Annotated in this window: 23 protein-coding genes; 10 read left to right on the forward strand and 13 right to left on the reverse strand. The window is 71.5% G+C overall.

Annotated elements, in window-relative coordinates; translation table 11 throughout:
* Positions 1-30 precede the first annotated feature (30 nt).
* Both OG381_RS21960 and OG381_RS21965 read right to left on the reverse strand, forming a co-directional pair.
* Entirely contained in the window at positions 31-1,302 is a 1,272-nt protein-coding gene (locus tag OG381_RS21960) for an MFS transporter (protein WP_327717785.1), read from the reverse strand.
* A 108-nt stretch (positions 1,303-1,410) separates the two neighbouring features.
* Positions 1,411-1,848, reverse strand: coding sequence for a MarR family winged helix-turn-helix transcriptional regulator (locus tag OG381_RS21965; RefSeq protein WP_327717786.1), 438 nt, complete (start codon positions 1,846-1,848; stop codon positions 1,411-1,413).
* A gap of 145 nt (positions 1,849-1,993) precedes the next feature.
* On the opposite strand from OG381_RS21965, the gene OG381_RS21970 reads away from it, so the two are divergent.
* Positions 1,994-2,182 (forward strand): ribbon-helix-helix protein, CopG family, encoded by a 189-nt coding sequence (locus OG381_RS21970; RefSeq protein WP_327717787.1) that lies wholly within the window; start codon positions 1,994-1,996, stop codon positions 2,180-2,182.
* Here OG381_RS21970 and OG381_RS21975 read toward each other — a convergent pair.
* Positions 2,175-3,626, reverse strand: a complete 1,452-nt coding sequence (locus OG381_RS21975; protein ID WP_327717788.1) for an NCS2 family permease — start codon at positions 3,624-3,626, stop codon at positions 2,175-2,177. The genes OG381_RS21970 and OG381_RS21975 overlap by 8 nt on opposite strands.
* A gap of 117 nt (positions 3,627-3,743) precedes the next feature.
* Here OG381_RS21975 and OG381_RS21980 point away from each other — a divergent pair, with 117 nt between their 5' ends.
* Positions 3,744-4,025 (forward strand): DUF2530 domain-containing protein, encoded by a 282-nt coding sequence (locus OG381_RS21980; RefSeq protein WP_327717789.1) that lies wholly within the window; start codon positions 3,744-3,746, stop codon positions 4,023-4,025.
* A 113-nt stretch (positions 4,026-4,138) separates the two neighbouring features.
* Positions 4,139-6,535, forward strand: coding sequence for a cation-translocating P-type ATPase (locus tag OG381_RS21985; protein ID WP_327717790.1), 2,397 nt, complete (start codon positions 4,139-4,141; stop codon positions 6,533-6,535).
* Positions 6,536-6,667: 132 nt separating this feature from the next.
* Here the strand turns inward: OG381_RS21985 and OG381_RS21990 are convergent, their stop codons facing one another.
* The 5 genes from OG381_RS21990 to OG381_RS22010 all read right to left on the reverse strand — a co-directional run bounded on the left by OG381_RS21990 (position 6,668) and on the right by OG381_RS22010 (position 14,198).
* Positions 6,668-7,480, reverse strand: a complete 813-nt coding sequence (locus tag OG381_RS21990; protein WP_327717791.1) for a hypothetical protein — start codon at positions 7,478-7,480, stop codon at positions 6,668-6,670.
* A gap of 221 nt (positions 7,481-7,701) precedes the next feature.
* A complete protein-coding gene (locus OG381_RS21995) occupies positions 7,702-8,625 on the reverse strand; it encodes a hypothetical protein (RefSeq protein ID WP_327717792.1) in 924 nt (307 codons plus the stop codon).
* A gap of 84 nt (positions 8,626-8,709) precedes the next feature.
* Complete coding sequence (locus tag OG381_RS22000; protein ID WP_327717793.1) at positions 8,710-9,477, reverse strand: calcium-binding protein; 768 nt, start codon at positions 9,475-9,477, stop codon at positions 8,710-8,712.
* A 180-nt stretch (positions 9,478-9,657) separates the two neighbouring features.
* Positions 9,658-12,765: a sacsin N-terminal ATP-binding-like domain-containing protein gene (locus OG381_RS22005; protein WP_327717794.1), complete on the reverse strand. Its 3,108-nt coding sequence runs from the start codon at positions 12,763-12,765 to the stop codon at positions 9,658-9,660.
* A 506-nt stretch (positions 12,766-13,271) separates the two neighbouring features.
* Positions 13,272-14,198, reverse strand: coding sequence for a DUF3027 domain-containing protein (locus tag OG381_RS22010; RefSeq protein WP_327717796.1), 927 nt, complete (start codon positions 14,196-14,198; stop codon positions 13,272-13,274).
* A gap of 303 nt (positions 14,199-14,501) precedes the next feature.
* Between OG381_RS22010 and OG381_RS22015 the strand changes: the two genes are divergently transcribed.
* From OG381_RS22015 to OG381_RS22030, 4 genes are read left to right on the forward strand one after another with little or no spacing between them, the layout of a single operon-like run.
* Positions 14,502-15,935, forward strand: a complete 1,434-nt coding sequence (locus OG381_RS22015; RefSeq protein WP_327717797.1) for an MFS transporter — start codon at positions 14,502-14,504, stop codon at positions 15,933-15,935.
* A 60-nt stretch (positions 15,936-15,995) separates the two neighbouring features.
* Positions 15,996-16,499 carry a hypothetical protein gene (locus tag OG381_RS22020; RefSeq protein ID WP_327717798.1) on the forward strand — a complete coding sequence of 168 codons (504 nt, stop codon included), beginning with the start codon at positions 15,996-15,998 and terminating at the stop codon, positions 16,497-16,499.
* A gap of 14 nt (positions 16,500-16,513) precedes the next feature.
* A complete protein-coding gene (locus OG381_RS22025; RefSeq protein ID WP_327717799.1) occupies positions 16,514-17,158 on the forward strand; it encodes a futalosine hydrolase in 645 nt (214 codons plus the stop codon).
* Complete coding sequence (locus tag OG381_RS22030) at positions 17,148-17,993, forward strand: 1,4-dihydroxy-6-naphthoate synthase (RefSeq protein WP_327717800.1); 846 nt, start codon at positions 17,148-17,150, stop codon at positions 17,991-17,993. Before OG381_RS22025 ends, OG381_RS22030 begins: the two co-directional genes overlap by 11 nt.
* A gap of 13 nt (positions 17,994-18,006) precedes the next feature.
* Here OG381_RS22030 and OG381_RS22035 read toward each other — a convergent pair whose 3' ends face one another.
* The gene (locus OG381_RS22035; protein WP_046259101.1) at positions 18,007-18,390 is read right to left on the reverse strand and encodes a cold-shock protein; all 384 of its coding nucleotides are present in this window, start codon (positions 18,388-18,390) and stop codon (positions 18,007-18,009) included.
* A gap of 164 nt (positions 18,391-18,554) precedes the next feature.
* Here OG381_RS22035 and OG381_RS22040 point away from each other — a divergent pair, with 164 nt between their 5' ends.
* Positions 18,555-18,803 carry a hypothetical protein gene (locus OG381_RS22040; protein ID WP_307029191.1) on the forward strand — a complete coding sequence of 83 codons (249 nt, stop codon included), beginning with the start codon at positions 18,555-18,557 and terminating at the stop codon, positions 18,801-18,803.
* Here OG381_RS22040 and OG381_RS22045 read toward each other — a convergent pair.
* Together OG381_RS22045 and OG381_RS22050 are read right to left on the reverse strand one after the other, a co-directional pair.
* Positions 18,782-19,423, reverse strand: coding sequence for an HAD family hydrolase (locus tag OG381_RS22045; protein ID WP_327717801.1), 642 nt, complete (start codon positions 19,421-19,423; stop codon positions 18,782-18,784). The two genes, OG381_RS22040 and OG381_RS22045, sit on opposite strands and share 22 nt — an antisense overlap.
* 23 nt (positions 19,424-19,446) lie before the next feature.
* Positions 19,447-20,463, reverse strand: coding sequence for a hypothetical protein (locus OG381_RS22050; RefSeq protein WP_327717802.1), 1,017 nt, complete (start codon positions 20,461-20,463; stop codon positions 19,447-19,449).
* A 153-nt stretch (positions 20,464-20,616) separates the two neighbouring features.
* Between OG381_RS22050 and OG381_RS22055 the strand changes: the two genes are divergently transcribed.
* On the forward strand, positions 20,617-23,136 hold the full coding sequence (locus OG381_RS22055; protein ID WP_327717803.1) for a helicase C-terminal domain-containing protein: 2,520 nt from the start codon (positions 20,617-20,619) through the stop codon (positions 23,134-23,136).
* Between the two features lie 108 nt (positions 23,137-23,244).
* On the opposite strand, the gene OG381_RS22060 is transcribed toward OG381_RS22055, so the two are convergent.
* Entirely contained in the window at positions 23,245-23,793 is a 549-nt protein-coding gene (locus OG381_RS22060; RefSeq protein ID WP_327717804.1) for a hypothetical protein, read from the reverse strand.
* Between the two features lie 147 nt (positions 23,794-23,940).
* Here OG381_RS22060 and OG381_RS22065 point away from each other — a divergent pair, with 147 nt between their 5' ends.
* Positions 23,941-25,599 carry a DNA repair helicase XPB gene (locus tag OG381_RS22065; RefSeq protein ID WP_327717805.1) on the forward strand — a complete coding sequence of 553 codons (1,659 nt, stop codon included), beginning with the start codon at positions 23,941-23,943 and terminating at the stop codon, positions 25,597-25,599.
* A gap of 15 nt (positions 25,600-25,614) precedes the next feature.
* Here OG381_RS22065 and OG381_RS22070 read toward each other — a convergent pair whose 3' ends face one another.
* Positions 25,615-25,797: a hypothetical protein gene (locus OG381_RS22070; RefSeq protein ID WP_327717806.1), complete on the reverse strand. Its 183-nt coding sequence runs from the start codon at positions 25,795-25,797 to the stop codon at positions 25,615-25,617.
* Positions 25,798-25,959: the final 162 nt, after the last annotated feature.

Consider the following 25,959-nt stretch of genomic DNA (forward strand, 5'->3'; position numbering starts at 1 on the left):
CGGCCCTCCGGGCCGACCGGTCGGGACTTCTTACGCGGCCGTCGCCAGCCGCTCCCGCTCCCGGGGGACCAGGCCCACCCGCGGGTGCCCGTGGTGCCAGCCCACCGAGAGGCGCAGGTTGCCGACGCGGGCGAGGAACAGGCCGATCGTCACGGCCGCCGAGGCGGCGATCACACCGCCGGCCGCGAGGCCCGCCCGGACGCCGTACGCGTCGGTGATCCAGCCCGCGATCGGGGCGCCGAGGGGGGCGCCGCCCATGAACACCATCATGTAGAGGGACATCACCCGGCCGCGCATCGCCGGGTCGGTGCTCAGCTGGACGCTGCTGTTGGCGGTGACGTTGACCGTCATGCCGAACATGCCGATCGGGACCATGAGCAGGGCGAAGAGCCACAGGGACGGGGCGAGCGCGGCCACGATCTCCAGGGTGCCGAAGGCCACCGCGCCCGCGACCAGCACCCGCATCCGGGCGGTGCCGCGCCGGGCGGCGAGCAGGGCGCCGGCGAGGGAGCCGACCGCCATCAGGGTGTTGAAGAGGCTGTAGGAGCCGGCGCCCGCGTGGAAGACGTCGTCGGCGAAGGCCGACAGGTACACCGGGAAGTTGAAGCCGAAGGTGCTGACGAACCCGACCAGGACGATGGTCCAGATCAGGTCCGGGCGGCCCGCGACGTAGTGGAGTCCCTCCCGCAGCTGGCCCTTGCCGCGCGGGGCCCGCCCGACCGCGTGCAACTCGCGGGACCGCATCAGCAGCAGTCCGGTGATGGGCGCGACGAAGGACAGGCCGTTGGCGAGGAACGCCCAGCCGGTGCCGACGCCGGTGATCATCAGGCCCGCGACGGCGGGGCCGATCAGACGGGCGGACTGGAAGTTCGCGGAGTTCAGGCTGACCGCGTTCTGGAGCTGGTCGGGGCCGACCATCTCGGAGACGAAGGTCTGGCGGGCCGGGTTGTCGACGACCGTGGCGAGACCCACGGCGAAGGCCGCCAGGTAGACGTGCCAGACCTGCACGTGCCCGGAGAGGGTCAGGAAGGCGAGGGCGAGACCGGTGACGGCCATCGCGGACTGGGTGACCAGCAGCGTCGGGCGCTTGGGGAGGCGGTCGACGAGGACACCGCCGTAGAGCCCGAAGAGCAGCATCGGCAGGAACTGGAGCGCGGTGGTGACGCCGACGGCGGTCGAGGAGCCGGTGAGGCTCAGGACCAGCCAGTCCTGGGCGATGCGCTGCATCCAGGTGCCGGTGTTGGAGACGACCTGACCGGCGAAGAAGAGCCGGTAGTTCCGGCTCTTCAGGGAGCTGAACATCGAGGACTTCGAGGACCCGGCGGGATCCCCGGGGGTAGAGGTGGACGGTGCGGGGGCGGAGTCTGCTCCGGATCCCGTACTCAAAAGTGGTCGCCTCCTCAGGACGGATTACAGGTGTGCGAGCTTCTCCAGCACGGGGGCGGCGGCGCGCAGTTTCGCCCACTCGTCCTCGTCCAGGCCGTCGACCAGGGTGGCCAGGAAGGCGTTGCGCTTGGCGCGGCTCTCGGCGAGCATCGCCTCGGCCTGTTCCGTCTTCGTGACGACCTTCTGGCGGCGGTCCTCGGGGTGCGGCTCGAGCCGGACCAGTCCCTTGCCCTCGAGCAGGGCCACGATGCGGGTCATCGAGGGCGGCTGCACATGCTCCTTGCGGGCGAGTTCACCCGGGGTGGCCTTGCCGCAGATGGAGAGGGTGCCCAGGACCGACATCTCGGTGGGGCTCAGCGACTCGTCGACCCGCTGGTGCTTGAGCCGACGGGACAGTCGCATCACGGCGGAGCGCAGGGAGTTCACGGCGGCAGCATTGTCGCCATGCGTAAGGTCCGGCATCTCTTTAGCGTAACTCATTACTCTCGCTAAACAAGCTGGCGCGCGCGAGGATTCCCGTGAGGCGGGCCACTAAAACAGGATCATCACCCGTACGAGTGAGACGGCAGCGGAATGTGAACGCCGTGCGCCGACGCCCGCGACCCTCGTGTACATGGGGACCAGCGTGCTCAGCCTGCGGATAGACGGGGAGCTGCTCGAACGGCTCCGGGACCATGCGGCGAAAAGGGGAATGAGCGTCCAGGACTATGTCGTCCGAACGCTCATCCGGGATGACTTCGACGAGCGGTTCCAGACCGCCGTCGAGGAGACGGAGAAGTTCTACGGGGTCACGTGAGACCCAGGGCCGGCATCAGGTAGTAGAAGGCGAAGACGGCGGCGACGACGTACATCGCGGCGGGGATCTCCTTGCCCCGCCCGGCGGCCAGCCGCAGCACCACGAAGGTGATGAAGCCCATGCCGATGCCGTTGGTGATGGAGTACGTGAACGGCATCATCACCATGGTCACGAAGGCCGGGACGGCGATCGTGTAGTCCGCCCAGTCGATCTCCTTGACCGAGTTGGACAGGATCAGGAAGCCCACCGCGAGCAGTGCCGGGGTCGCCGCCTGGGACGGGACCATCGTGGCGACGGGCGTCAGGAACAGCGCCACGGTGAAGAGGCCGCCGGTGACGATGTTCGCGAAGCCGGTGCGCGCGCCCTCGCCGACACCCGCCGTGGACTCCACGAAGGCGGTGGTGGCCGAGGAGGAGCTGGCACCGCCCGCGGCGACCGCGAGGCCGTCGACGAACAGCACCTTGTTGATGCCCGGCATCTGGCCCTGGGCGTCGGTCAGCTTGGCCTCGTCGCTGACGCCCATGATCGTGCCCATCGCGTCGAAGAAGCACGACAGCAGGACCGTGAAGACGAACAGGACGCCGGTCAGCACGCCGACCTTGTCGAAGCCGCCGAACAGACTGACCTTGCCCAGCAGCCCGAAGTCGGGGGTGGCGACCGGGTTGCCGGGCCACTTCGGCGTCGTCAGACCCCAGGACGGGACCGTGGCGACGGCCTCGATGATCATCGCCACGACGGTCATGGCGACGATCGAGATGAGGATCGCGCCGGAGACCTTGCGGACGATGAGCGCCAGGGTGAGCAGGGCGCCCAGGATGAAGACCAGGACCGGCCAGCCGTCGAGGTGGCCGTCGCCGCCGAGCTGGAGCGGGACGGTGGTCTGGGCGGCGTCCGGGATGCGGGAGACGAAGCCGGAGTCGACGAGGCCGATCAGCATGATGAACAGGCCGATACCGATGCTGATGGCCTTGCGCAGACCGAAGGGGACCGCGTTCATGACGCGCTCGCGCAGACCCGTGGCGACCAGCAGCATCACGATGAAGCCGGCGAGCACCACCATGCCCATGGCGTCCGGCCAGGACATCCGGGGCGCGAGCTGGAGCGCGACGACCGAGTTCACACCCAGGCCGGCGGCCAGCGCGATCGGGACGTTGCCGATGACGCCCATGAGGAGCGTGGTGAACGCCGCGGTCACACAGGTGGCCGTCACCAGCTGACCGTTGTCGAGCTGGTTGCCGTACATGTCCTTCGCGCTGCCCAGGATGATCGGGTTCAGCACGATGATGTAGGCCATCGCGAAGAAGGTGGCGAAACCGCCGCGGACCTCGCGGGGGAGCGTGCTGCCCCGCTCGGAGATCTTGAAGTAACGGTCGAGGGCGCCGTATGCGGGCGCACCACCCGGCTGATCGGGCGCGGGGACCTTGGCGGGGGCCGAGGTGGACATGTTTTGGTGTTTCCTACGATGAGAAGTGGTCAGAGGCAAACCGTTTCAGTATGAACATATAAGGCGCCGCTCCACCATCTCCGCGCGTAGAACTGATCGCCTCGTAAGCTGTGCTCCATGGCGAAGTGGACCCCCAAGCACGAGGCACCCGAGCCCCTGGAGGGGCCCATCGTGCCGACCATCATCGGCGGCACGATCCTCTGGTTCGTCCTCTTCCTCGTCCAGCTCCCCTTCTACGGCTGGTTCGACGACCGCGGACACGCCTGGTGGGTGTGGACCTGCCTGGCCGGCACCGGGCTGGGGCTGTACGGCGTCTACTTCGTCAAGAAGCGCGACACCGCCATCAAGCGGGCGGCGGCGGCAGCGGCCGAGGACACCGGGACTCCTGCCGCGGAGTGAGGGGCATCCCGTACAACCACGGCACCACTCCCCTTGCCGGTCCGTCCTCCCCAGGTCGGATCTTCCGGCCACTCGGCATGTGAAGCCGTAAATCCGCACGTACCGTCGAACGCATGACGCACACCGACGCGGGCGCCGAACTCGATCCTGTGCATCCCGTTCCCGTCCCCGCCACGCCGGCGACCGGGCTCTTGGCCGCCGAGGTGGCCGAGCGGATCGCGAGCGGTCAGGTCAACGACGTCCCGGTGCGCAGCAGCCGGTCGATGGCCGACATCGTCCGCGCCAACGTCTTCACCCGGTTCAACGCGATCATCGGCGTGCTCTGGCTGGTCATGCTGTTCGTCGCGCCGTTCCAGGACAGCCTGTTCGGGTACGTGATCATCGCCAACACCGGTATCGGCATCATCCAGGAGTGGCGGGCGAAGAAGACCCTCGACTCCCTCGCGGTGATCGGCGAGGCCAGGCCGACGGTACGGCGGGACGGGGTGGCCCTGGAGGTCGGCACCTCCGACATCGTGCTGGACGACCTCATCGAGATCGGGCCCGGCGACAAGGCCGTCGTGGACGGGGTGTGCGTCGAGGCCGACGGTCTCGAGATCGACGAGTCACTGCTCACCGGCGAGGCCGACCCCGTGGTCAAGCAGCCCGGGGACGAGGTCATGTCCGGCAGCTTCGTCGTCGCGGGCGGCGGGGCGTTCCGGGCGACCAAGGTGGGGCGCGAGGCGTACGCCGTCCAACTCGCCGAGGAGGCCTCCCGGTTCACCCTCGTCCACTCCGAGCTGCGCTCCGGTATCTCCACGATCCTCAAGTACGTGACCTGGATGATGATCCCGGCCGCAACCGGCCTGGTCATCACCCAACTCGTCGTCAAGAGCAACGACCTCAAGGAGTCCGTCGCCCGCACGGTCGGCGGCATCGTCCCGATGGTGCCCGAGGGGCTCGTCCTGCTGACGTCGGTCGCCTTCGCGATAGGGGTCATCCGACTTGGCCGAAAACAGTGCCTTGTCCAGGAGTTGCCGGCCATCGAGGGGCTCGCCCGCGTCGACACGGTCTGCCTCGACAAGACCGGCACGCTGACCGAGGGCGGCATGGACGTCACGGAGCTGCGGCCGCTGAACGGCAGCGACGAGTCGTATGTACGCAAAGTCCTGGGCGCCCTCGGCGAGTCGGATCCGCGGCCGAACGCGTCCCTCCAGGCGATCATCGACGCCTACCCCGACGCGGAGGACTGGCGCTGCACCGAGTCGCTGCCCTTCTCCTCCGCCCGCAAGTACAGCGGGGCGACCCTCAGCGAGGGCAACGGGGAGTCGAGCACATGGCTGCTGGGGGCGCCCGACGTGCTGCTCGCGGCGGACGACCCCGCCCTCGCCGAGACCGAGCGGCTCAACGAACAGGGCCTGCGGGTACTGCTCCTGACGCGGGCCGCGCGGAACCTGGACGAGGCGGAGGTGGCCCAGGGCTCACGGGCCACCGCCCTCGTCGTCCTGGAGCAGCGGCTGCGGCCCGACGCGGCCGACACCCTGCGCTACTTCGCCGAGCAGAACGTCCGGGCCAAGGTCATCTCCGGCGACAACGCCGTGTCCGTGGGTGCGGTGGCCGGAAAACTCGGGCTGACCGGGGCGACCGTCGACGCGCGCACCCTGCCCACCGACACGGAGGGCATGGCGAAGGCCCTCGACGAGGGCACGGTGTTCGGGCGGGTCACCCCGCAGCAGAAGCGGGACATGGTGGGCGCGCTCCAGTCCCACGGGCACACGGTCGCGATGACGGGCGACGGCGTCAATGACGTCCTCGCGCTGAAGGACGCCGACATCGGGGTGTCGATGGGCTCCGGCTCCGAGGCGACCCGGGCGGTGGCGCAGATCGTGCTGCTCAACAACAGCTTCGCGACCCTGCCCTCGGTGGTCGCGGAGGGCCGCCGGGTCATCGGGAACATCACGCGGGTGGCGACGCTGTTCCTCGTGAAGACGGTGTACTCGGTACTGCTGGCGGTCCTGGTGGTCTGCTGGCAGGTCGAGTACCCCTTCCTGCCGAGGCATCTGACGCTGCTGTCCACCCTGACGATCGGTGTCCCGGCGTTCTTCCTCGCCCTCGCGCCCAACACGGAACGGGCGCAACCCCACTTCGTACGACGGGTCATGCGGTACGCCATTCCCGGCGGGCTGCTGGCCGGGATCGCGACCTTCGTGACCTATCTGATCGCCCGTCACCACTACACGGGCAAGGGCGCGCTGGACGCGGAGACGAGCGTCGCCACACTGACCCTGTTCCTGATCTCGATGTGGGTGCTCGCCATCATCGCCCGGCCCTACACCTGGTGGCGGGCGGCGCTGGTGGCGTCGATGGGCGCGGGGTTCCTGCTGGTGCTGGTGGTGCCGTGGCTGCAGGACTTCTTCGCGCTGAAGCTGGTCGGGGTGACGATGCCGTGGATCGCGGTGGGCATCTCGGTGGTGGCGGCGGCCGTCCTGGAGTTGACGTGGAAAGTGGTCGACCGCCGCGTGGCCGCTTAGCGCTTGGCTGGAGCCGGGGGGTGGGTGGGGGGTTCTTGTGGTGTGCCGGGTGCGGCGCCGTGGGGGCTGGTCGCGCCCGCGCGGCGGTAGCCGCAAATGAATACAGCCCCGCACCCCTGACGGGGCGCCTATCTACTGGACGTCTATGTAGTCGCCCGTTGCGCTCACTGCGGGAGTCGTGGTCGTGCCGGCGAAGCTGTAGCGGTAGTAGCCGTCGGTCGAGGCCGTGACCGTGGTGCTGAGGTTGCCGGTCGAGTTGGTGTTGATGGTCTTGACCGTGGTGTAGGTGGTGCTGCCCTTCTTGCGGAACTGGAGCTTCACCGGCTGGGTCGCGTAGCCCGCGTACTTGTTGGTCTCCCAGTTGGCGCGGGAGAGCTTGCCGGTGACCGTGATGGTCTTGCCCTTCTTGACCGGCTCAGGGGAGGCGTTGACGGTGAGGGTGGCCCTGCGCTGGAGCTTGGTGGTGCCGAAGCCCGCCTGCCAGGTGAGCCCGCCCTTCTCGTCGGCCGCGAGGGCGCCCAGCTTCCAGGTGCCCGCCTCGTCGTTGACCAGGTCGCCTTCCCCTTCAGAGGAGTCCGGGCGGAACTCGATCTTCGCCGTGCACTTGAGGACCGTCGAGGAGGACGCCGTGCAGGTGCCGGGGTTGTCGCCGAGGAGGAGGCTGTCGGAGTTCTCGCTGAGCGTGTCGCCGCGGTAGAGAACGGGCCCGGTCTGGAAGGAGCTCGCGGTCAGGGTCGCGGGCTTGGTGACGGTGTAAGTCGCGGAGACCGTGACCTGGGTCGTGGTGCCGACCACGATGTTCTTTCCGCTGTTCACCGTGAGCGCGGAGAAGGTGACGGCGGGCCCGGCGGTGGTGGCGGCCTGCGCGGCCGGCACGGCGAGGGCGGTGAGCGCCAGGGCGCCGGTCACGGTGGAGACGGCGGCCAGAGTGGCTCTGTTGCGCATGTGCGTTCCCCAGGGGGAGAAGTGATCTAGGAGTCTGTTGACTCACGCGATCAGATCCGTGACCCCTGGGAGGGGTTGTACGGGTGGGTCCGGATTTTGTCCTAGCCTGCACAATGCTTGAATCTTGGAGAGATTCCGAGGGAATCCGTTGGGCTCCGTATGACCAAGCACGAACGCCGGCCCCGGACGGCTTCCGGGACCGGCGTGCGCAGGGGTTCTGCTTACTTCACGTCGACGAAGTCACCCGTGGCGCTGACGGCCGGGGTGGTCGTGGTGCCCGCGAAGGAGTAGCGGAAGTAGCCGTCGGCCGAGGCCTTGACCGTGGTGCTGAGGTTGCCGGTCGAGTTGGTCTTGATGGTCTTGACCGTGGTGTAGGTGCTGGAGCTCTTCTTACGGAACTGCAGCTTCACCGACTGGCCGCTGTAGCCGGCGTACTTGTCGGTGTCCCAGTTGGCACGGGAGAGCTTGCCGGTGACCGTGATGGTCTTGCCCTTCTTCACCGGCTCCGGCGAGGCGTTGACCGTCAGCTTGGACAGGCGCTGCACCTTGGGGGCGGCGGCCTTGTCGGCCACGGCGACACCGACGTTGTCCAGGTTCGGGTTCTCCGGGTCCTCGCCGTTGAACGCGACCGCGAAGGCGGCCGCCTTCCAGGTGCCGGCGTCCGAGTTCAGCAGGGTCCACTCCGGGTCGCCCGGGGCCGGGTCGACGGCGAGGGTGGCCGTGCAGGCGGCGACGGTGGCGGAGGAGTCCGTGCAGGTCGCGTTGGCGCTGTCGTACCAGAACTCGGACGTGTAGAAGTCCTCGCCCTTGTAGATCTCGACGCCGGCGAAGAAGTCCGGAGCGTGGATGTCGACGTCCGCGCCGTGGGTCAGCGTGAAGGAGACCGGCACCTTCACGACGCTGGTGGTGCCGACGACGATGTTCTTGCCCTTGTTGACCTTCACGTTGGAGAAGGAGGCGTCGAGGGCGTAGGGAGTGCCGTCCACGGCGGCGGCGAACGTGGACCTGCCCGAGGCGGCCTGGGCGACGGCGTGGACGTCGGAGGCGTCGGAGGTCCGGGACGTGTCCGCCTGCGCGGCCGGAACAGCGAGGGCGGACAGGGCCAGGGCGCCGGAGACGGCGGCCACGGTGGCGCGAATACGCATGTGTTTCCTCAAGGAAGAGAATGTGGGAGGTACCAGGCCCCGGACAGGCCGGGACCGGGTGGGGTGGTGCGGGGACCGCTGCGGTTACTTCACGTCGACGAGGTCACCGGTGGCGTTGACCGCCACGGTGGTCGTCGTGCCCGCGAAGGAGTAGCGGTAGTAGCCGTCGACCGACGCCGTGACCGTGGTGCTCAGGTTGCCCGACGCGTTCGACTTGATGGTCTTGAGCGTGGTGTACGTGCTGGAGCTCTTCTTGCGGAACTGCAGCTTCACCGACTGGCTCGTGTAGTTGACGTACTTGGGAAGCGGGTAGGCCTCCCAGTCGGCCCGGGTCAACTTGCCGGTGACCGTGATGGTCTTGCCCTTCTTCACCGGCTCCGGCGAGGCGTTCGCCGTGAGCTTGGCCGCACGCTGGAACTTGAAGGACGCGGCCTTCTCCTTCCAGATGTAGTCGTCGTCGTTGGCGTCGATCCACGCGTTGACGTACCACGTGCCGGCGCTGGCGTTGCTGAGGTAGTCCGTCTGCGGGTCCACCGTCACCGACGCGGTGCAGGTCGACGTGGTGGCGCTGACGGCCGTGCAGGTCGGCTTGCCGGTCGTGAGGAAGCCGGTGCTGGGACCTTCCAGCGCGAACTCCTCGGCGCCGGCGATGCCCGAGTTGTCCGTGGCCGTCACGCTGACCTTGATGGTCTTCGCGGCCGAGGTGCCGACGGACACCTTGTTGTCGCCGTCGACGACGACCTTGGTGATCTTGATGTCACCCTGGCTGCCGTCCGCCTGCGCGGCAGGCACAGCGAAGGCGGACAGGGCCAGGGCGCCGGTGACGGCAGCCCCGATGGCTCGTATACGCATGCGATCCCCGTGTGGAGAAAGGGCCCCGACGGTCGTCGTCCCCCACGGCGATCGCCTACACGCCGGGGCCCAAGTGATCAAGGAGTCTGTTGACTCATGTGATCAGATTCGTGACGGGAGTGAATGGTTGTACGGGTGGTGAGAAATTTGTGCGAGCTTTTCAAAGATCACCCGCACAGATCAGTCGAACCACCGGTCGCGCGCCAACTCCGCTGTCCGTGACGGGTCTTCCAGCAGCGCCGCGACCTCGAAACGACGCGGCCACTGCCCGGCCGCCCAGGCGAGACCGGCGGCCACGCCTTCCAGCGTCGAGGCGTGCAGGACACCGTCGTTGGTCAGCCGCCAGTCCAACTCCACCCCGTCCACGACGAGTTCCTCGTGCTCGACGTACGTCGTCGGCGTCCGCGACCCGAGCAGCACCCGCACCGGCTCCGGTACGTCGTGTTCGGCGCCCTCGGAGTCCACCGACCCGGTGACCGACTCGCTCAGCCGCCGCACCTGGAACAGTTCCGCCAGCTCGGCGGCGCGCGCCGGGCGCACCGGCAGCAGCGGCATGCCCGCGGTGAACGGCAGCAGGTCGGGCGAGTCGACGACCACGGCGTCGGCCGCCTCCACCACCTCGACCCGCCCGTCGACGACGGCCCGCAGCTCGTCGGGCAGGGTCACCTGCTCGGGGTCCAGGTCGGCCAACGCGCCGTAGAGGGCGTGCAGCTGGGTCCCCGTCACCTCCCGCGAGGGGTCGGCGAGGCGGTCGAGCAGCTCCGCCGCCCCGCCCGGCTCCTCCAGCAGCGCGGCCACCGACGTCCGCACGCCGAGCGCCCGCAGCACCTGCTCGTCGTCGAAGCCGGCCGCGTCCGCCTCCTCGTACAGGCCCCGCAGCAGCGGGTCCCCGCCGGCCGCGAGCAGACCGGCCGGGCGGCGGCCGTCGAGCACCGGGTGCCCCCGCAGCCACCACGCGGTGTAGGGCCGTACGACTTCATGGGTGCCGTCCGGCAGCAGGATCCGCACCGGCTGGGTGAGCGCGTCCCGCAGCGGCGGCCGGGCCAGCAGGGCGAGCGCCTGCGGCCAGCACTCCTCGTCCACCAGGTCCAGATCGCGTACGGCGATCAGTTCGGTGGCGACCGGCGGGACCGGCGAGTCGGGGAAGCGGTCGAGGATGTCCTCGCTCCACACGTCCACGGCGTCCAGCAGGCCCGGGTCGTCCGGCTCGGCGAAGTCCCCGTCGCGCGGCTCCAGTTCGTCCGGGTCCAGGACCACGTCGGTGGCGCGGACCAGCGCGAAGGTGGCGAGCACGCCACAGGCGGCCAGCGGCTGTTCACCCCAGCGCTCGGCCAGCTCGGCGTCCACGGTGGCCAGTTCGCCCTCGCGCATGATCTGCGCGAACGGGCTGCCGGGGAGGACGAGTTCACCGGCGGGCGCCGGTTCGCCGTCCTCGTCGGGCAGGGCGAGCGCACCGAGCCAGGGCTCGTCGCCGGGCTCCAGGCCCGCGTCGCGGACGAGGGCGAGGACGGTGTCCGCCAGCTCCTCCGCGTCCAGGGTGTCCTCCTCCCACACTCCGCCGTCGTCGTCCAGTGACGCGGCGACCGCGGCCCGCACCTGCGGGGTGGTCAGCACCGCACGCGGGGAGGCGGGAAGCGCGCCGAGCTTCTCCAGCAGGGGGTGCGCGGCGTCCGGGTGGGCGACCTTGAGGCCGAGCCGGGCGAGCACCTCCGGGTCGATGACGGCGCTGTCGGCGGTGGGGAGGAGGACCTGCCGGGGTCCGATGGTCGTACGGCCGTCGGCGAGCGGGACGGGAAGGCCCGACAGCCGGTCCGGGTCCACCCCCGCGAGGCTGTCGTACAGGCTGCGCCACCAGCCCGGCTCCTTCTCCAGCCCGGCCAGCCGGTCGACGGCGTCGGTGAGCGGGAGCCGCGCGACACCGAGCGTGCGCAGTTCGACCCGGCGTTCGAGACCGGCGGGGAGGAGCGTGGGGAGGACCTCGGCGAGGACGCGCACAGTCTCGGCACCGGCGCCCTCCACCACCTCCGCGTCCCTGGGGCGCAGGGCCTCGGGCAGGTCGTCGTCCTGCTCGGGGGGCAGGGCCGGCGGCAGGAAGGCGGTCCGGGGCAGCCGCTCCAGGATCGCCTGCCGCAGGGCCCCGTCCAGCTCGCCCTTGCCGAGCGGGCCGGGCACGAGGTCGATGATGCCGGCGGTCACCGGCCGCCACGCGGCGAGCAGTTCGACGTACGCGTCCGCCGCGCGCTGCACCACGAAGTCGGTCAGCGGACCGGGCGCCGCGTGCCGGCGGGTGGGGTCCAGCGGGAAGGAGGCGATGAGCAGCGCGGGCACACCGAGCGGCTCGTCGCTGGGCGTGGGGGCGTGCACGACGGGGGTGGTGCGGGGGCGGGCCGGGGTGCCGTCGGCGTCGGCGGGGACGGCCCAGGTGACCGACCAGTGCGGCCGCAGCCGCTCCTCGACGGGACGGTCGGCGAGGAGGTCGGCGGTCAGCGGCCCGTTCGAGGCGGCGACCCGCCACCGGGTCACGCCCTCCCGCGAGTCCTCCACGACGGTGAAGGCGTCCTCGGTGCGGCGGCGCAGGGTCCGGGTGGTGTCCGTCTCGATCACCACCTCCTCCAGCCCGGGGAGGGCGAGGAGCAGGGCGTCGTCGACGGCGTTCAGGAGGCGCTCGGCGAGGTCGCCGGCGGCCGGGTCGCGCAGCGGCAGGATGACGGCCGTGTCGTACGGGTCCGGGGCGGTGCCCTCGGCGGCGAACGGGAGACGCAGGAGCGGGATGTGACCGTCACGCCGGCGCATCTCGTCGCCCAGGCCCGGGCTGTGGCGGGCGACGTCGGCGGCCCGCTCCCGGCCCTCGGCGAGGGACCAGCGGACGCCGCCGTGGCGGCCGACGACCGCGGGCTCGTCGGTGACGGCGAGGACGGCGGCGAAGCCGACGCCGAAGCGGCCGATGGCGGCGGTGTCGCGTTTCGCGGAGGCCCGCAGGGTGGAGAGGGACTCGACGCCGGTCGCGTCCAGGGGGGCGCCGGTGTTGGCGGCGACGAGGACGCCGTCGCGGAGGGTGAGCCGGAGGCGGCCGGGCACGCCGGCTCTGGCGGCGGCGTCGGCGGCGTTCTGGGCGAGCTCGACGACCAGTCGGTCACGGTAGCCGCCGAGGGCGAGGTCCTCCTCGGCGTTGGCGTCCTCACGGAACCGGGCGGGGCTGGTCGCCCACGCGTCGAGCACCCCCCGCCTGAGACGGGCGGTCCCGAACGGGTCGGCTCCCTCGGCTGCGGGCCGCACGAACTTGCTCACGTTCAACACTCTCCTCGTCGGCGTGGGGTCGAAGGTACCGCGAGGAGAGGGGATCGTAGATCGGGGAGTCCATGTGTGGCCGGGACGACCGCCGGCCCACGGCGGAGCCACTGCCGAACACGGTCTCGCCCCCGCCGCCCCTACCCGTCCCATCCCTGGGGGCTGCGCCCCCAGACCCCCGCCGTCGGCCCCGAAAGGGCCTCGTCCTCAAACGCCGGACGGGCTGAAATACCCCGACCGGCGTCGAGAGCCGCAGCCCTCAGCGGGTGAGTGGGGGCTTGGGACGGAAAACCCCCGCCCTCGAACACCGGACGGACTGAAACTGCCCGGACCGGCATCGAGAAGCGCAGCCCCAGCGGGGTCCCGCCCTCAAGCTCCGGATGGGCTGGAGCTCGGGGCGGTGGGATCCCGTCCTCGAAGCCGGGCGGGCTGGAAAATGCGGACCGGCGCCTGAGAGGTGAAGCCTCCGCCGGGTTCGGGGCGGCGACAGGCTTGTTCCCGGGTGCCTAGGAGTGGCCCAGTTCCGCCGATTCCTCGTCCGGGATCGCCGGGACCGAGCCGGAGTCCGGTGCCGGGCGCAGGGGGAAGGGGTCGACCTTGGTCTCGTCGATCACCGGGGCCGCCGGGCGCGGAGGCTTCGGCATGATCGCCGCCTCGGAGTGGCCGCCACAGCCGTACGACAGGGAGACCACGCGGCCGTCCGCCGGGGCGAACTCGTTGGCGCAGACGCCGAAGGCCTGGCCGAGGGAGCCGCCGATCGGCTGGAGGAAGCCGCAGCTGACGCAGGTCGCGGGGGCCGCCTGTGCCATCGGGGTCTTGGCGCCGTAGGACTCGTCCCAGCGGTCCGCGGCGATGTGCAGGCCGTAGCGGGACAGGACCCGGGCCCGGCGCATGCCCAGTTCCTCGGCGACCGAGGCGATCGAACCCCGGGTCGGCGCCATGGGGAGGCTCGACGGCGTGCCGGCCGTGATCTCCGCGTCCTCCGCCTCCACCAGCTCGGCCATCTCCTCGGAGACGGCGGAACTCGGGACCGGCTCGTCCTCGCCGGAGTAGCCGGGTTCCAGACGGAGGTCCTCGGCGTCGGTGGGGAGCAGGTCGCCGGGGCCCATGTCGCCCGGGCGCAGGCGCTCGCTCCACGGCACCCACTCGGGGGCCAGCAGGGCGTCCGGGCCCGGCAACAGGACGACTTCGTCGAGCGTCACGATCTTCGCGCGGGATGCCCGCGCCACCGTGACGGCCCAGCGCCAGCCCCGGTAGCCGAGTTCCTTGCACTCGAAGAAGTGCGTGACGACACGGTCGCCCTCGGATTCGAGTCCGGCGTGCTCACCGACGACGCCTGGCGCCGCCGCCTCCTCGGCTGCGGTGCGTGCGAGGTCGACGGCCTCGGCGCACAGGCGGTCGGGGGTGCGGCTTCGCGTGGTCGCTGCGCTCACAGGTATCGCTTCTCTCCTACGCCGTCACTGTAGGTGCGTACGCCGGGGGCGAGGGTGGCGGACGGAGCGGACCCGGGGACCGCGTCAACGTCCGCGCCCGCTCACGCTCGGGCGCACCTGTGCCATCCATTGTGCAAGATGGCTGAGATACGCACGCTACCTGCTCGCGTGCGCTCGGCCTACACCGACGGGACGTTTGGCACCCCCGCACCGGTCTCGGTATGGCCACGGCAAGTCCGTGAATGCACGGCCATACGCGCGGTAACCGCACTACGAACGCCTCAGTCGGGGCACTATGACGTCGTGGCAGCCGCGAAGACACCCCAAGGAGCCACCGGCATCGGTGGGGCCAAAGGGATCAAGGGGAGCAGCCGACGCAACGGCACGGGCCGGGTGCGCGGCTCCTTCCGCTCGGTCGGACGTGCCCTGCACTTCCCGGTCACCGGACCCGCCCGGGGCATCCGCAAGGCCACGCACGCCCACGGGGCCGGGGAGTCCGGTCTGGGCAAGCTGATCGAGCTGCACGGTGTGAACGGCGCGGGTGATGTGATGATCACGGTCGCGCTCGCCTCCACGGTCTTCTTCTCGGTTCCCACGGACGAGGCCCGCGGGCGTGTCGCGCTCTACCTCGCGATCACCATGGCCCCCTTCACGGTCCTCGCCCCGGTGATCGGCCCGCTCCTGGACCGCCTGCCGCACGGCCGCCGTGCCGCGATGGCGGGCGCGATGCTCGCCCGGGCCCTGCTGGCGCTGGTGCTGTCCGGGGCGGTGGTCACCGGCAGCATCGAGATGTATCCGGCGGCGCTCGGCGTCCTCGTGTCCTCCAAGGCGTACGGCGTGGTCAGAAGTGCCGTGGTGCCCCGCCTCCTGCCACCCGGCTTCTCCCTGGTGAAGGCCAATTCCCGGGTCACCCTCGGCGGGCTCCTCGCGACCGGCATCGCCGCGCCGGTCGCCGCGGGACTGCAGTCGCTGGGCCCGCGCTGGCCTCTCTACGGCGCCTTCGTGATCTTCATCGCGGGGACGTTCCTGTCCTTCACCCTGCCGCCGAAGGTCGACTCGGCCAAAGGCGAGGACATCGCCCTGCTCGCCGCCGACGAGGACCACCTCCACGGGCCGCACCGGCAGCCGGTCAAGCGTCCCGGGCTGCGCACGGTCGGCATCGCCGTCACCCACGCCCTGGGCGCCAACGCCGGTCTGCGCTTCCTGTCCGGGTTCCTGACCTTCTTCCTGGCGTTCCTGCTGCGCGAGCATCCGCTGTCCGGGGAGAGCGCCGCGGTGTCGCTGGGCATCGTGGTCGTCTCGGCCGGTGTGGGCAACGCGCTGGGCACGGCGGTGGGGGCGGCGCTGCGCCAGCGGGCTCCGGAGATCATCATCGTGACGGTCGTCGCGTTCGTCCTGGGCATCGCGATCACCGCCGCGATCTTCTTCGGGGCGTTCCTGGTCGCGGTCCTCGCCGCGGTCGCCGGGTTCGCGCAGGCGCTGTCCAAGCTGTGCCTGGACGCGCTGATCCAGCGGGACGTGCCCGAGCAGGTCCGTACATCGGCCTTCGCGCGCTCGGAGACCCTGCTCCAGGTGTCCTGGGTGTTCGGCGGCGCCGTCGGCATCGTGATGCCCCTCAACGGCTCCCTGGGCCTGTCGGTGGCCGCCGCGATCGTCGCCGTGGGCTGGCTGGCGACGGTGAAGGGCCTGCTGCGCTCGGCCCGCCACGGCAGCTCTCCCCGCGCGCGCGTGGCCTAACGCACGGCACGCCGCACCCCGCGTAACGGGACGGCTGGCACCGCCCTATAGCCTTCCGCCATGACCACGATGCAATCCGCTGTGCGACGCCGCCGCGTTGTCGCCGCCGCCGGCGCCGTTTCCGCCGGACTGCTCGTCCTGTCGGCGTGCGACAAGCCGACGCCGCGCGCCACCGTCACGGTCGGCAAGAACTCGGTCAGCGCCGAGGCCGAGTGCTGGGACGACGGCGACAACCTGGGCCAGGAGAAGGCCACCAAGTGCGCCCTGAAGAAGGCGTCCGACTCGATCGACGTCCCGCAGAGCGAGACCCTGCGCATCGGCGTCGACCCGGAGATCGCGGACACCGGCTGGGCGCTGTGGATCAACGGCCAGCAGGTCACCGACGTCTACACGTCGACGTACTACTCCTTCCAGGGCGTCGACCTCTTCGCCAGCCAGCAGGGTCAGGCCGCGCCGAAGCAGCTCTACATCAGCGTCGTCCAGCAGGACAAGCCCGGGTCCGCGGGAGCCAGCAAGGACTTCAAGGGCGTCTGGAACTTCAAGCTCGTCAACGACAACGCGTAAGCGCCACGACGTCGATGCGCATCCTCGTGGCCACCGCGGTCCCGGTCGAACGGGACGCGGTGGCCCGGGCGTTTGACGGGGCGCCGGTCGACGTCGTCGCCGTCGGGGTCGGTCCCGCCCGCGCCGCCGCCGCCACGGCCACCGCGCTGGCAGGCACCCCCTACGGCCTCGTCGTCTCCGCCGGGATCGCCGGCGGTTTCCCACCCGAGGCCCCCGTGGGCTCTCTCGTCGTCGCCGACGAGATCACCGCGGCCGATCTGGGCGCCGAGACCGCCGAGGGCTTTGTCCCGGTGACCGAGCTGGGGTTCGGGACCGTCACCCACCGTCCCCCGGAAGCACTCGTACGGGACGCCGTGGCCGCCACCGGAGCCCGCCGCGGCGCCGTGCTCACCGTCTCCACCGTGACCGGCACCGCCGCCCGCGCGGCCGCGCTCCGCGAGCGGCACCCCACCGCCCTCGCCGAGGCCATGGAGGGGTTCGGGGTCGCCGAGGCCGCCGCCCTGCACGGGGTGCCGGTGCTGGAGGTGCGGGCCGTGTCCAATCCGGTCGGGCCCCGCGACCGTGCCGCCTGGCGGATCCCGGACGCCCTCGCCGCACTGACCGACGCCTTCGGGAAGCTCGCGCCCGTACTGGAGAGTTGGAACCGACATGACCGGTGACCCGATGCAGATCGCGTACTCCCCCTGCCCCAACGACACCTTCGTCTTCGACGCCCTCGCCCACGGCCGCGTCCCCGGCGCGCCCGCGCTCGACGTGACGTTCGCGGACATCGACCTCACCAACGGCATGGCCGAGCGCGGTGAGTTCGACGTGCTGAAGGTGTCCTACGCCGTACTGCCGTACGTCCTCGACGAGTACGCGCTGCTGCCGTGCGGCGGCGCGCTGGGGCGGGGCTGCGGGCCGCTGGTGCTCACCCGTGGGCCGGGGGATCTGACGGGCCGTACCGTCGCCGTGCCCAGCGAGCGCTCCACGGCGTATCTGCTGTTCCGGCTGTGGGCCGCGGACACGATCCCCGGCGGTGTCGGCGAGATCGTCGTCATGCCGTTCCACGAGATCATGCCCGCCGTGCGGGACGGGAAGGTCGACGCGGGGCTCGTCATCCACGAGGCGCGCTTCACGTACCAGAACTACGGGCTGCACAAGCTCGCGGACATGGGCGAGCACTGGGAGAACACCACCGGGCTGCCGATCCCGCTGGGCGCCATCATCGCCAAGCGGTCGCTGGGCGCGGAAACGCTGACGAACCTGGCCGATTCCATCCGTACCTCGGTGCTCGCCGCCTGGGACGACCCCGAGATCTCCCGCCCGTACGTCATGGAGCACGCCCAGGAGATGGATCCCGCCGTCGCCGACCAGCACATCGGGCTGTACGTCAACGAGTTCACCCATGATCTCGGTGTCGACGGCTATGCGGCGGTGCGGGGGCTCCTCACACGTGCGGCGGCCGAGGGGCTGGTGCCGCCCCTCGGCCCGAATGCACTGGCTTTCCCTTAGAAATCCAGCAGTTCTATACGTCGAGCTGGTCGGCGACCGCCCGCAGCAGGCCCGCGATCTTCCCGCCGGCGGCCTTGTCGGGGTAACGGCCCCTTTCGAGCATCGGGGTGATGTTCTCGAGAAGGGTCGTCAGATCCTGGACGATCGAGGCCAGCTCGTCCGGCTTCTTACGGGTCGCCGCCGCGACCGACGGGGTCGGATCGAGGACGACTACGGAAAGGGCCTGGTCACCGCGCTGCCCGGCGACGACCCCGAACTCCACTCGCTGGCCCGGCTTCAGGGCCTCGACTCCGGCGGGGAGGACCGAGGAATGGACGAAGACGTCACCGCCGTCGTCGCGGGAGAGAAAGCCGAAGCCCTTCTCGCTGTTGAACCACTTGACCTTGCCGGTAGGCACGTCTGTTCCTCGTCCTCGTACTCGTCGGAAAACTGCTTCTGAAACGGCTCTTGATAGCACTGGGGCGGGTCGTCGGGACCCGCCGGTACCAAGGCTAATGGTCTTCAGGCCGGTGACAAGACGTCGCCCGGTTGTTCCTCCGGGCAGGGAACTACCCTGGTCCGGTGCGTGACAAAACCCAAACGAATTCCGCCGCGCCCGGTGACCGACTGATCCGTGCCGGAGCCATCGTGTTCTTCATCGGTACGGTGGCCACTCTCGTCACCGTGGCCCCGCTGCTCCTCGGAACAACGCCCTTTCCGACGTACATGTTCGGACTGAGCATGCTGATGGGCGTCGGTTTCCTGCTCGCCGGCGCGGGCGTGCTCCAGTCGATCGCGGCGGGGCGGCGTCAGGCGCGGGCCGGACGGTAGCCGGCGAGCCAGCTGGGGAACCCGGTGAGGTCGGCGAGGACCACGTCCGCACCGGCCGCGGTCAACTCCGCCGCGCTGCACGGGCCGGTGGCCACCGCGACCGAGAGCGCCCCGGCGGTCCGGGCGCCGCGGACGTCCCCGAGGTGGTCGCCGACGTAGACGCTCGCGCCGTGCTCGCGCAGCGCCACCGCCTTCTGCTCGGCCCACAGATCGCCGATCACCGCGTCGGGGGCGAGGCCGAGGTGCTCCACGTGCAGCTTGGCACTGGGCTCGTACTTCGCGGTCACGACGATCGCCCGCCCACCGGCCGCCCGCACCGCGGCGATCGCCTCACGAGCGCCGGCCAGGGCGGGCGACGCGGTGATCGCGATGGCCGGGTACAGCGACCGGTACAGGTCGGCCATGGCCGGGATCGCGTCCGCCGGGAACCAGTGGGCCAGCTCCTCCGCCAGCGGCGGCCCGAGCCGGGTGACCGCGAGGTCGGCGTCGATGTACGTCCCGGTCCGTTCGGACAGCTCCAGGTAGCAGGCGCGGATGCCGGGGCGGGAGTCTATGAGGGTCATGTCGAGGTCGAAGCCGACGGTCGGGGCGGAGACGGGTGCAGTGGCCATATGGGCCATTGTGCCCAGCCGGTACGACCGTCCTACCGCTGCCTCTGGGATCGCCAGACCAGGAAGAGGGCCGACGCGACGGCCGCGCCCCTGATCACCCACGGCCAGGTGTCGGCGATCGCGTCGCTCATGTGCCCCTTGACGATGGGGTCGCCCCAGCGGCCCTCGGAGCGCCCCCACAGCCACACGATCCCAGCGGTGAGCGCCAGGCCGGGCAGGAACATCACCGCCCACTTGGTCTCCGCCTCGGTCAACCGCCGTGAGGCGTAGGCGATGAGCCAGCCGAGGAGAAGGACGACGAGGTTGCCGAGGACCGACCCCACGACGAGGAGGCCCGCGGCGATCAGCAGGAGGGGGTTGGTCCACTTGCCCTTGGGGAGGGAGGGCAGCCGGCGGCGGCGCGTGACGGGAACCTCGTCGACGGCGGCCTCGGTCGCGGGCCCGGCTTCCGGCGCCTTCTCGACGACCGGCTTCGGCTCCTGCTCGCGCGGCGGGGGCTTGAGCAGCTCCGGGATCTCCACACCGCCGACGAACCCCGCCGGGAGGCTCTCCCCGACCCCGAACGGGGTGCTGTCCGTGCGCCACCAGTCCGGCTGGAGCGCGCTGTTCCCGATCTCGGCCTCGCTGGCGAGGTGGGGCGGCGCGGGTGCCTCGTCCACCGTCTCGGCGGGCCGCGGCTTCGGCACGGGGACGATACGGCGCAACCCCTTGGGACGGGGGGTGCCGGTGTCCCGGTCCCGCTGCGCGGGTACGGCGGTGGGGGCCGGGGCGGTCCGGGCCTGCGGTACGGCACCGGTGCCGGTCGCGTCTCCCCCGGAGGAGGTACCCCCGGCCGCGGTGACGACGTCGTCGGGGCTGCCGAGACGGGCGATGATCCGGCGCACGGCCGCGGGACTGTCCACGGGGACCTTCGCCCGGCGCCGGTCGATCTCGTTGCGCAGCTCCGAGACCAGGCGCATCCGGGTGCCGGACGGCAACTGCCGCTGCTGGGCCACGTCCCCGACGCGGCTCAGATACTCGTAGACGACCTGGTCGCTCTCGATACCCACGAAGTCCCTCCGGGGGGCGGCGCGTTGAATCCCCGGGGATGACCGTATCGCGCGGGATGCGACCGACGTAGCCACGCGCGGTCGTGCCGTCGGCCGGCTCCCGACCCACGGACCCGCACCTCGCCGTCGCGGCCACCCGCTAACGTGGGTCGGATGAGCACCTCGGCCACACCGCCCCGCTCCCTCGCAGAGGCTCTCCGCGTCCGGGACGACGCCTCACTGGGCGCGCTCCTGCGTGCCCGCCCCGATCTCATCACGCCCGTCCCCACCGACCTCACCCAGCTCGCCACGAGGGCGGGCACCCGTGCCTCGGTCGTGCGTGCTCTGGAGCGCCTGGACCGGTTCGCGTTGCAGACCGCGGAGGCGCTGGCCGTGGCGGGGGAACCGGCGTCGTACGCGGAGTTGCTGGGGCTGCTGGCGGGGGACGCCGGGGCGCCCGCCGTCGCCGGAGCGCTGCCGCGTGCCCTCGGGACCCTGCGGGAGCAGGCGCTGGTGTGGGGCGAGGACGAGCGGCTGCGGCTGGTGCGGACCGCGCGGGAGCTGCTGGCGCCCTCGCCGCAGCATCCGTCGCCGACGGGGCTCGGGCCGACGGTGCAGGAGGCCACGGCGGGGATGTCGCCGGGCCGGATCCAGGAGATCGTGGCCGCGGCCGGGCTGCCCTCGACGCACGACTCGGTGACCGCCGTCGCCGCGCTGAGCGGGCTGTTCACCGACCGCGAGCGGATGGCGGCGCTGCTCGCCGGCCTGCCGGAGGAGTCCCTGGAGGTACTGCGGCGCCTGGTGTGGGGGCCGCCGTACGGGCAGGTCACGGCGGATCCCGCGGTCCGGCTGCGGCGCCTCCTCGACGTGGGGCTGCTGCTGCCGACGGCGCCCGGGACGGTCGTACTGCCGCGGGAGGTGGCCCTGCATCTGCGCGGCGGGCTCGCGCACCGGATCACCGAACCGCTGCCGCCGGCCGTCGAGCCGGTCGCCACGCACCGTCCACAGGTGGTGGACGCGACAGCGGCCGGACAGGCGTACACCGCGCTGGCGACGGTGGAGGAGCTGCTGAAGGACTGGGACGAGGGCGGCCCGGTGGTGCTGCGGGCCGGCGGTCTGAGCGTCCGCGACCTCAAGCGGACCGCCGTCGCCCTGGACGTGTCCGAGCCGGTCGCCGCGTTCTGGGTCGAGCTCGCCTACGCGGCCGGTCTGATCGCCTCCGACGGCGAGGCCGACGAGCGGTACGCGGCGACCCCGGCCTACGACGAGTGGCTGGAGCGGCCCTCGGCCGAACGCTGGGTGCGGCTCGCGGAGGCCTGGCTGACGGCGACCCGGACGGCCGGCCTGGTCGGCGGCCGGGACGCGAAGGACCGCACCCTGTCCGCGCTGGGCCCAGGCCTGGACCGCAGCGCCGCCCCGGAGGTACGGCACCGGGTGCTGACCCTGCTGGCAGGTCTCCCGGAGGGTGCCTCGCCGTCCGTGGAGTCCGTGCAGGCGCGGCTGCGCTGGGAACGGCCGCTGCGAGGCCCCCAGCGCGACGACGACCTGCGCTCACGGCTCACCGAGTGGACGCTGAGCGAGGCGGAACTGCTGGGAGTCACGGGACGCGGAGCGCTGTCGGCCCAGGGCCGGGCCCTGTGGGGGGCGGCACCGGCGCGGACGCCCCGCACGGAGCCGTCGGGCCCCGGCGACAAACTGCCCGTCCACCACCACACCGCGCCCCCGGCGGAGCCCCTCTCCCCGACCGAGCAGGCCGTGGCCTCAGCCGCGGCCGCCCGGATCCTCGCCCCGCTGCTGCCCGAGCCCCTGGACCATGTCCTGCTCCAGGCCGACCTCACCGCGGTGGCCCCGGGCCCGTTGCAGCGCCACCTGGCGGACGTGCTCGACGTGCTGGCGGACGTGGAGTCGAAGGGCGGGGCGACGGTGTACCGGTTCACACCGGGCTCAGTACGCCGGGCGCTGGACGCCGGGCAAGCCGCCTCCGACCTGCACGCGTTCCTCGCCGCGCACTCCCGCACCCCGGTCCCGCAGCCGCTGACGTATCTGATCGACGACGTGGCCCGCAGACACGGCCACCTGCGCGTCGGCGCGGCCTCGGCCTATGTCCGCTGCGACGACGACGCCCTGCTGAACGAGATCGTCGCCGACAAGCGCGCCGCCGGCCTGGGACTGCGCCGGCTGGCCCCCACGGTCCTGGCCGCCCAGGCCGAGCCGACCGTGCTCCTGGAGGGGCTGCGTCAGATGGGCTTCGCGCCGGCCGCCGAGTCCGCCGAGGGCGACGTCCTCATCGCCCGCGCCCACGCCCACCGCACCCCACCGCGCACCGCGCCGGAACCGGTCCCGGACGGCCCGCCGGTGCCGGACGCCACCCTCCTGTCGGCGGCGATCCGCGCGATCCGCGCGGGCGATCTGGCCTCCACGACCCCGCGCAAGGAGAGCCCCGACCACGGCACCACCGGCGAGCTCCCCCGCACCAGCGCCGCCGAGACCCTCGCCACCGTGCAGGCCGCCGTCCTCACCAACGAGGCCCTGTGGATCGGCTACGTCAACGCGGAGGGCTCCGCCAGCCAGCGTGTCATCGCCCCGATCCGCGTCGAGGGCGGCTTCGTGACGGCGTACGACCACACGGCGGACGAGGTACGGACGTATCCGTTGCACCGGATCACGGGGGTGGCGGAACTGGCGGACGACTAGCCATGGAAGGCGGCGCGGCCGCTCCTCCAGGGGCGGGGCTGTATCGATTTGCGGCTCCGCCGCGTGGGCGCGACCAGCCACGACGGCGCCGCGGACAAACAGCCGACCTCAGCAGTCGCCGATCGGGGCGTCCTCCGGGAGGCCGAAGTACGTGCGGGCCTCCGCCTCCAGGCCCGCTGACGACATGGGGTCCTCCGTCTCGGACTCGGCGAAGAAACCGAAGTGGGTCTTCGTCCACTCCGCGTTGCCGGCGCCGTCCGGCGGCTCCTCCCGGGAGACGACCCGGTAGCCGTCGTCCGGGCCCCGTTCCAGCCGCACCACCTGCGGGTACCGCCCGCCACCGCACTCCAGCAGCACCTGGTCGCGCGCCCCGTACTCCATGCACAGGGTGTTGACGCCCGCCCGCACCCGCCCGTCGTGCTCGGCCAGTTCGAGGGCCTCCGCCCGGCAGAACCACCGCGCCCCGATCCCCGGCACCGTCTCCCCGTACCCGCTCCCCCGCGAGTCCGCCGCGAGCCGCGCCTCGATCACCGGCCGCACCTCGCCCCACAGCCGCCCGTCCACCCCCGGCGGCCACATCACCCAGGTGCCCGTGCCCACCAGCACCAGCACGGCCCCCACCCCGGTCGCCCAGCCGCGCACCGACAACCCCGTCATGCCCCCACCCTCCGCACATCGCGCCCGGTGCGCTGCTCGCCCGGTCAGACGGCCGACGGTGGCGCAGGGTTGCCCAGGACGGGCCCGTCGCATCGGCGCGCGGTACGGCACACTGGAGGTTTGGCCGTGCCGAAGGGAAGTGCGTAGGTGAACGGACCGCTGATCGTCCAGTCCGACAAGACTCTGCTCCTGGAGGTCGACCACGAGCAGGCCGACGAGTGCCGTCGGGCCATCGCGCCGTTCGCGGAGCTGGAGCGGGCGCCGGAGCACATCCACACCTACCGGGTGACGCCGCTGGGGCTGTGGAACGCCCGGGCCGCCGGGCATGACGCCGAGCAGGTCGTCGACGCCCTGGTGCAGTACAGCCGGTATCCGGTGCCGCACGCGCTGCTCGTCGACGTCGCCGAGACCATGGACCGGTACGGGCGGCTGACGCTCAGCAAGCACCCCGCGCACGGGCTGGTGCTCACGACCACCGACCGGCCGGTGCTGGAGGAGATCCTGCGCTCGAAGCGGATCGCTCCGCTCGTCGGTGCCCGGCTCGACCCCGACACCGTCGCCGTGCACCCCTCGGAGCGCGGGCAGATCAAGCAGACCCTGCTGAAGCTGGGCTGGCCGGCCGAGGACCTCGCGGGGTACGTCGACGGCGAGGCGCACCCGATCGAGCTGGACGAGGACGGATGGGCGCTGCGGCCCTATCAGAAGCAGGCCGTGGAGAACTTCTGGCACGGCGGCAGCGGGGTCGTCGTCCTGCCCTGTGGCGCGGGCAAGACTCTGGTCGGTGCCGGGGCCATGGCGCAGGCGAAGTCCACCACCCTCATCCTCGTCACCAACACCGTCTCGGCCCGGCAGTGGAAGCACGAGCTGGTGAAGCGGACCTCGCTGACCGAGGAGGAGATCGGCGAGTACAGCGGGACGCGCAAGGAGATCCGGCCCGTCACCATCGCCACGTACCAGGTGCTCACCACCAGACGGAAGGGTGTCTATCCGCATCTGGAGCTCTTCGACTCCCGGGACTGGGGGCTGATCCTCTACGACGAGGTGCATCTGCTGCCGGCTCCCGTCTTCAAGTTCACGGCGGATCTGCAGGCGCGGCGGCGGCTCGGGCTGACCGCGACGCTGGTGCGGGAGGACGGGCGGGAGTCGGACGTCTTCTCGCTCATCGGGCCCAAGCGCTTCGACGCGCCCTGGAAGGAGATCGAGGCGCAGGGGTACATCGCGCCCGCCGACTGTGTCGAGGTCCGGGTCAATCTCACCGACTCCGAGCGGCTCGCGTACGCCACCGCCGAGCAGGAGGAGAAGTACCGCTTCTGTGCGACGACCGCGACGAAGCGGAAGGTCACGGAGGCGCTGGTCAAGCGCTTCGCGGGACAGCAGACCCTGGTGATCGGCCAGTACATCGACCAGCTCGACGAGCTCGGCGAGCATCTGAACGCGCCCGTCATCAAGGGCGAGACCTCCAACGCCCAGCGCGAGAAGCTCTTCGACTCCTTCCGGCAGGGCGAGATCAGCGTGCTGGTGGTGTCGAAGGTCGCGAACTTCTCGATCGACCTGCCGGAGGCGACGGTCGCCATCCAGGTGTCGGGCACCTTCGGGTCGCGGCAGGAGGAGGCACAGCGGCTGGGCCGGGTGCTGCGGCCGAAGGCGGACGGCCACCAGGCGCACTTCTACTCCGTCGTCGCCCGGGACACCATCGACCAGGACTTCGCGGCGCACCGGCAGCGGTTCCTGGCCGAGCAGGGGTACGCCTACCGGATCGTGGACGCGGACGAGCTGCTGGCGGGCGACAAGGGCACCGAGGGCTGACGGACGCCGGGCGTCCTACCTGCGGCGGACGCCCGCGTCCTCGGCGTACTCGCCGAGTACGACCACGTCGAAGGCGGCGCCCGCGAAGACGCGGATCGCGCGCAGGGCGTTGCCGAGGCGGTGGCCGGCGTGGCCGTCGGAAAGGGAGGTCGCTCCGGAAGGGCGACCGGGGGCCGGGGTGAAGGTCGCTGCACTCATGTCCCCATGGTGGCTCGCGGGGCATAAGGAGGGCATCGGCCCCAAGTCCCCACTTCCCGTGCTACCTGGGTACACCCTGGGGGTGGAGTCTCCCCCAGCGGACCGAGGGGCGATCCCCTAGGGGGCGCGGACAGGGGCACGGACAGAGGGCACGGACCGAGG

Origin of the sequence: Streptomyces sp. NBC_00490, from assembly GCF_036013645.1 — a bacterium.
Lineage (GTDB): Bacteria > Actinomycetota > Actinomycetes > Streptomycetales > Streptomycetaceae > Streptomyces > Streptomyces canus_F.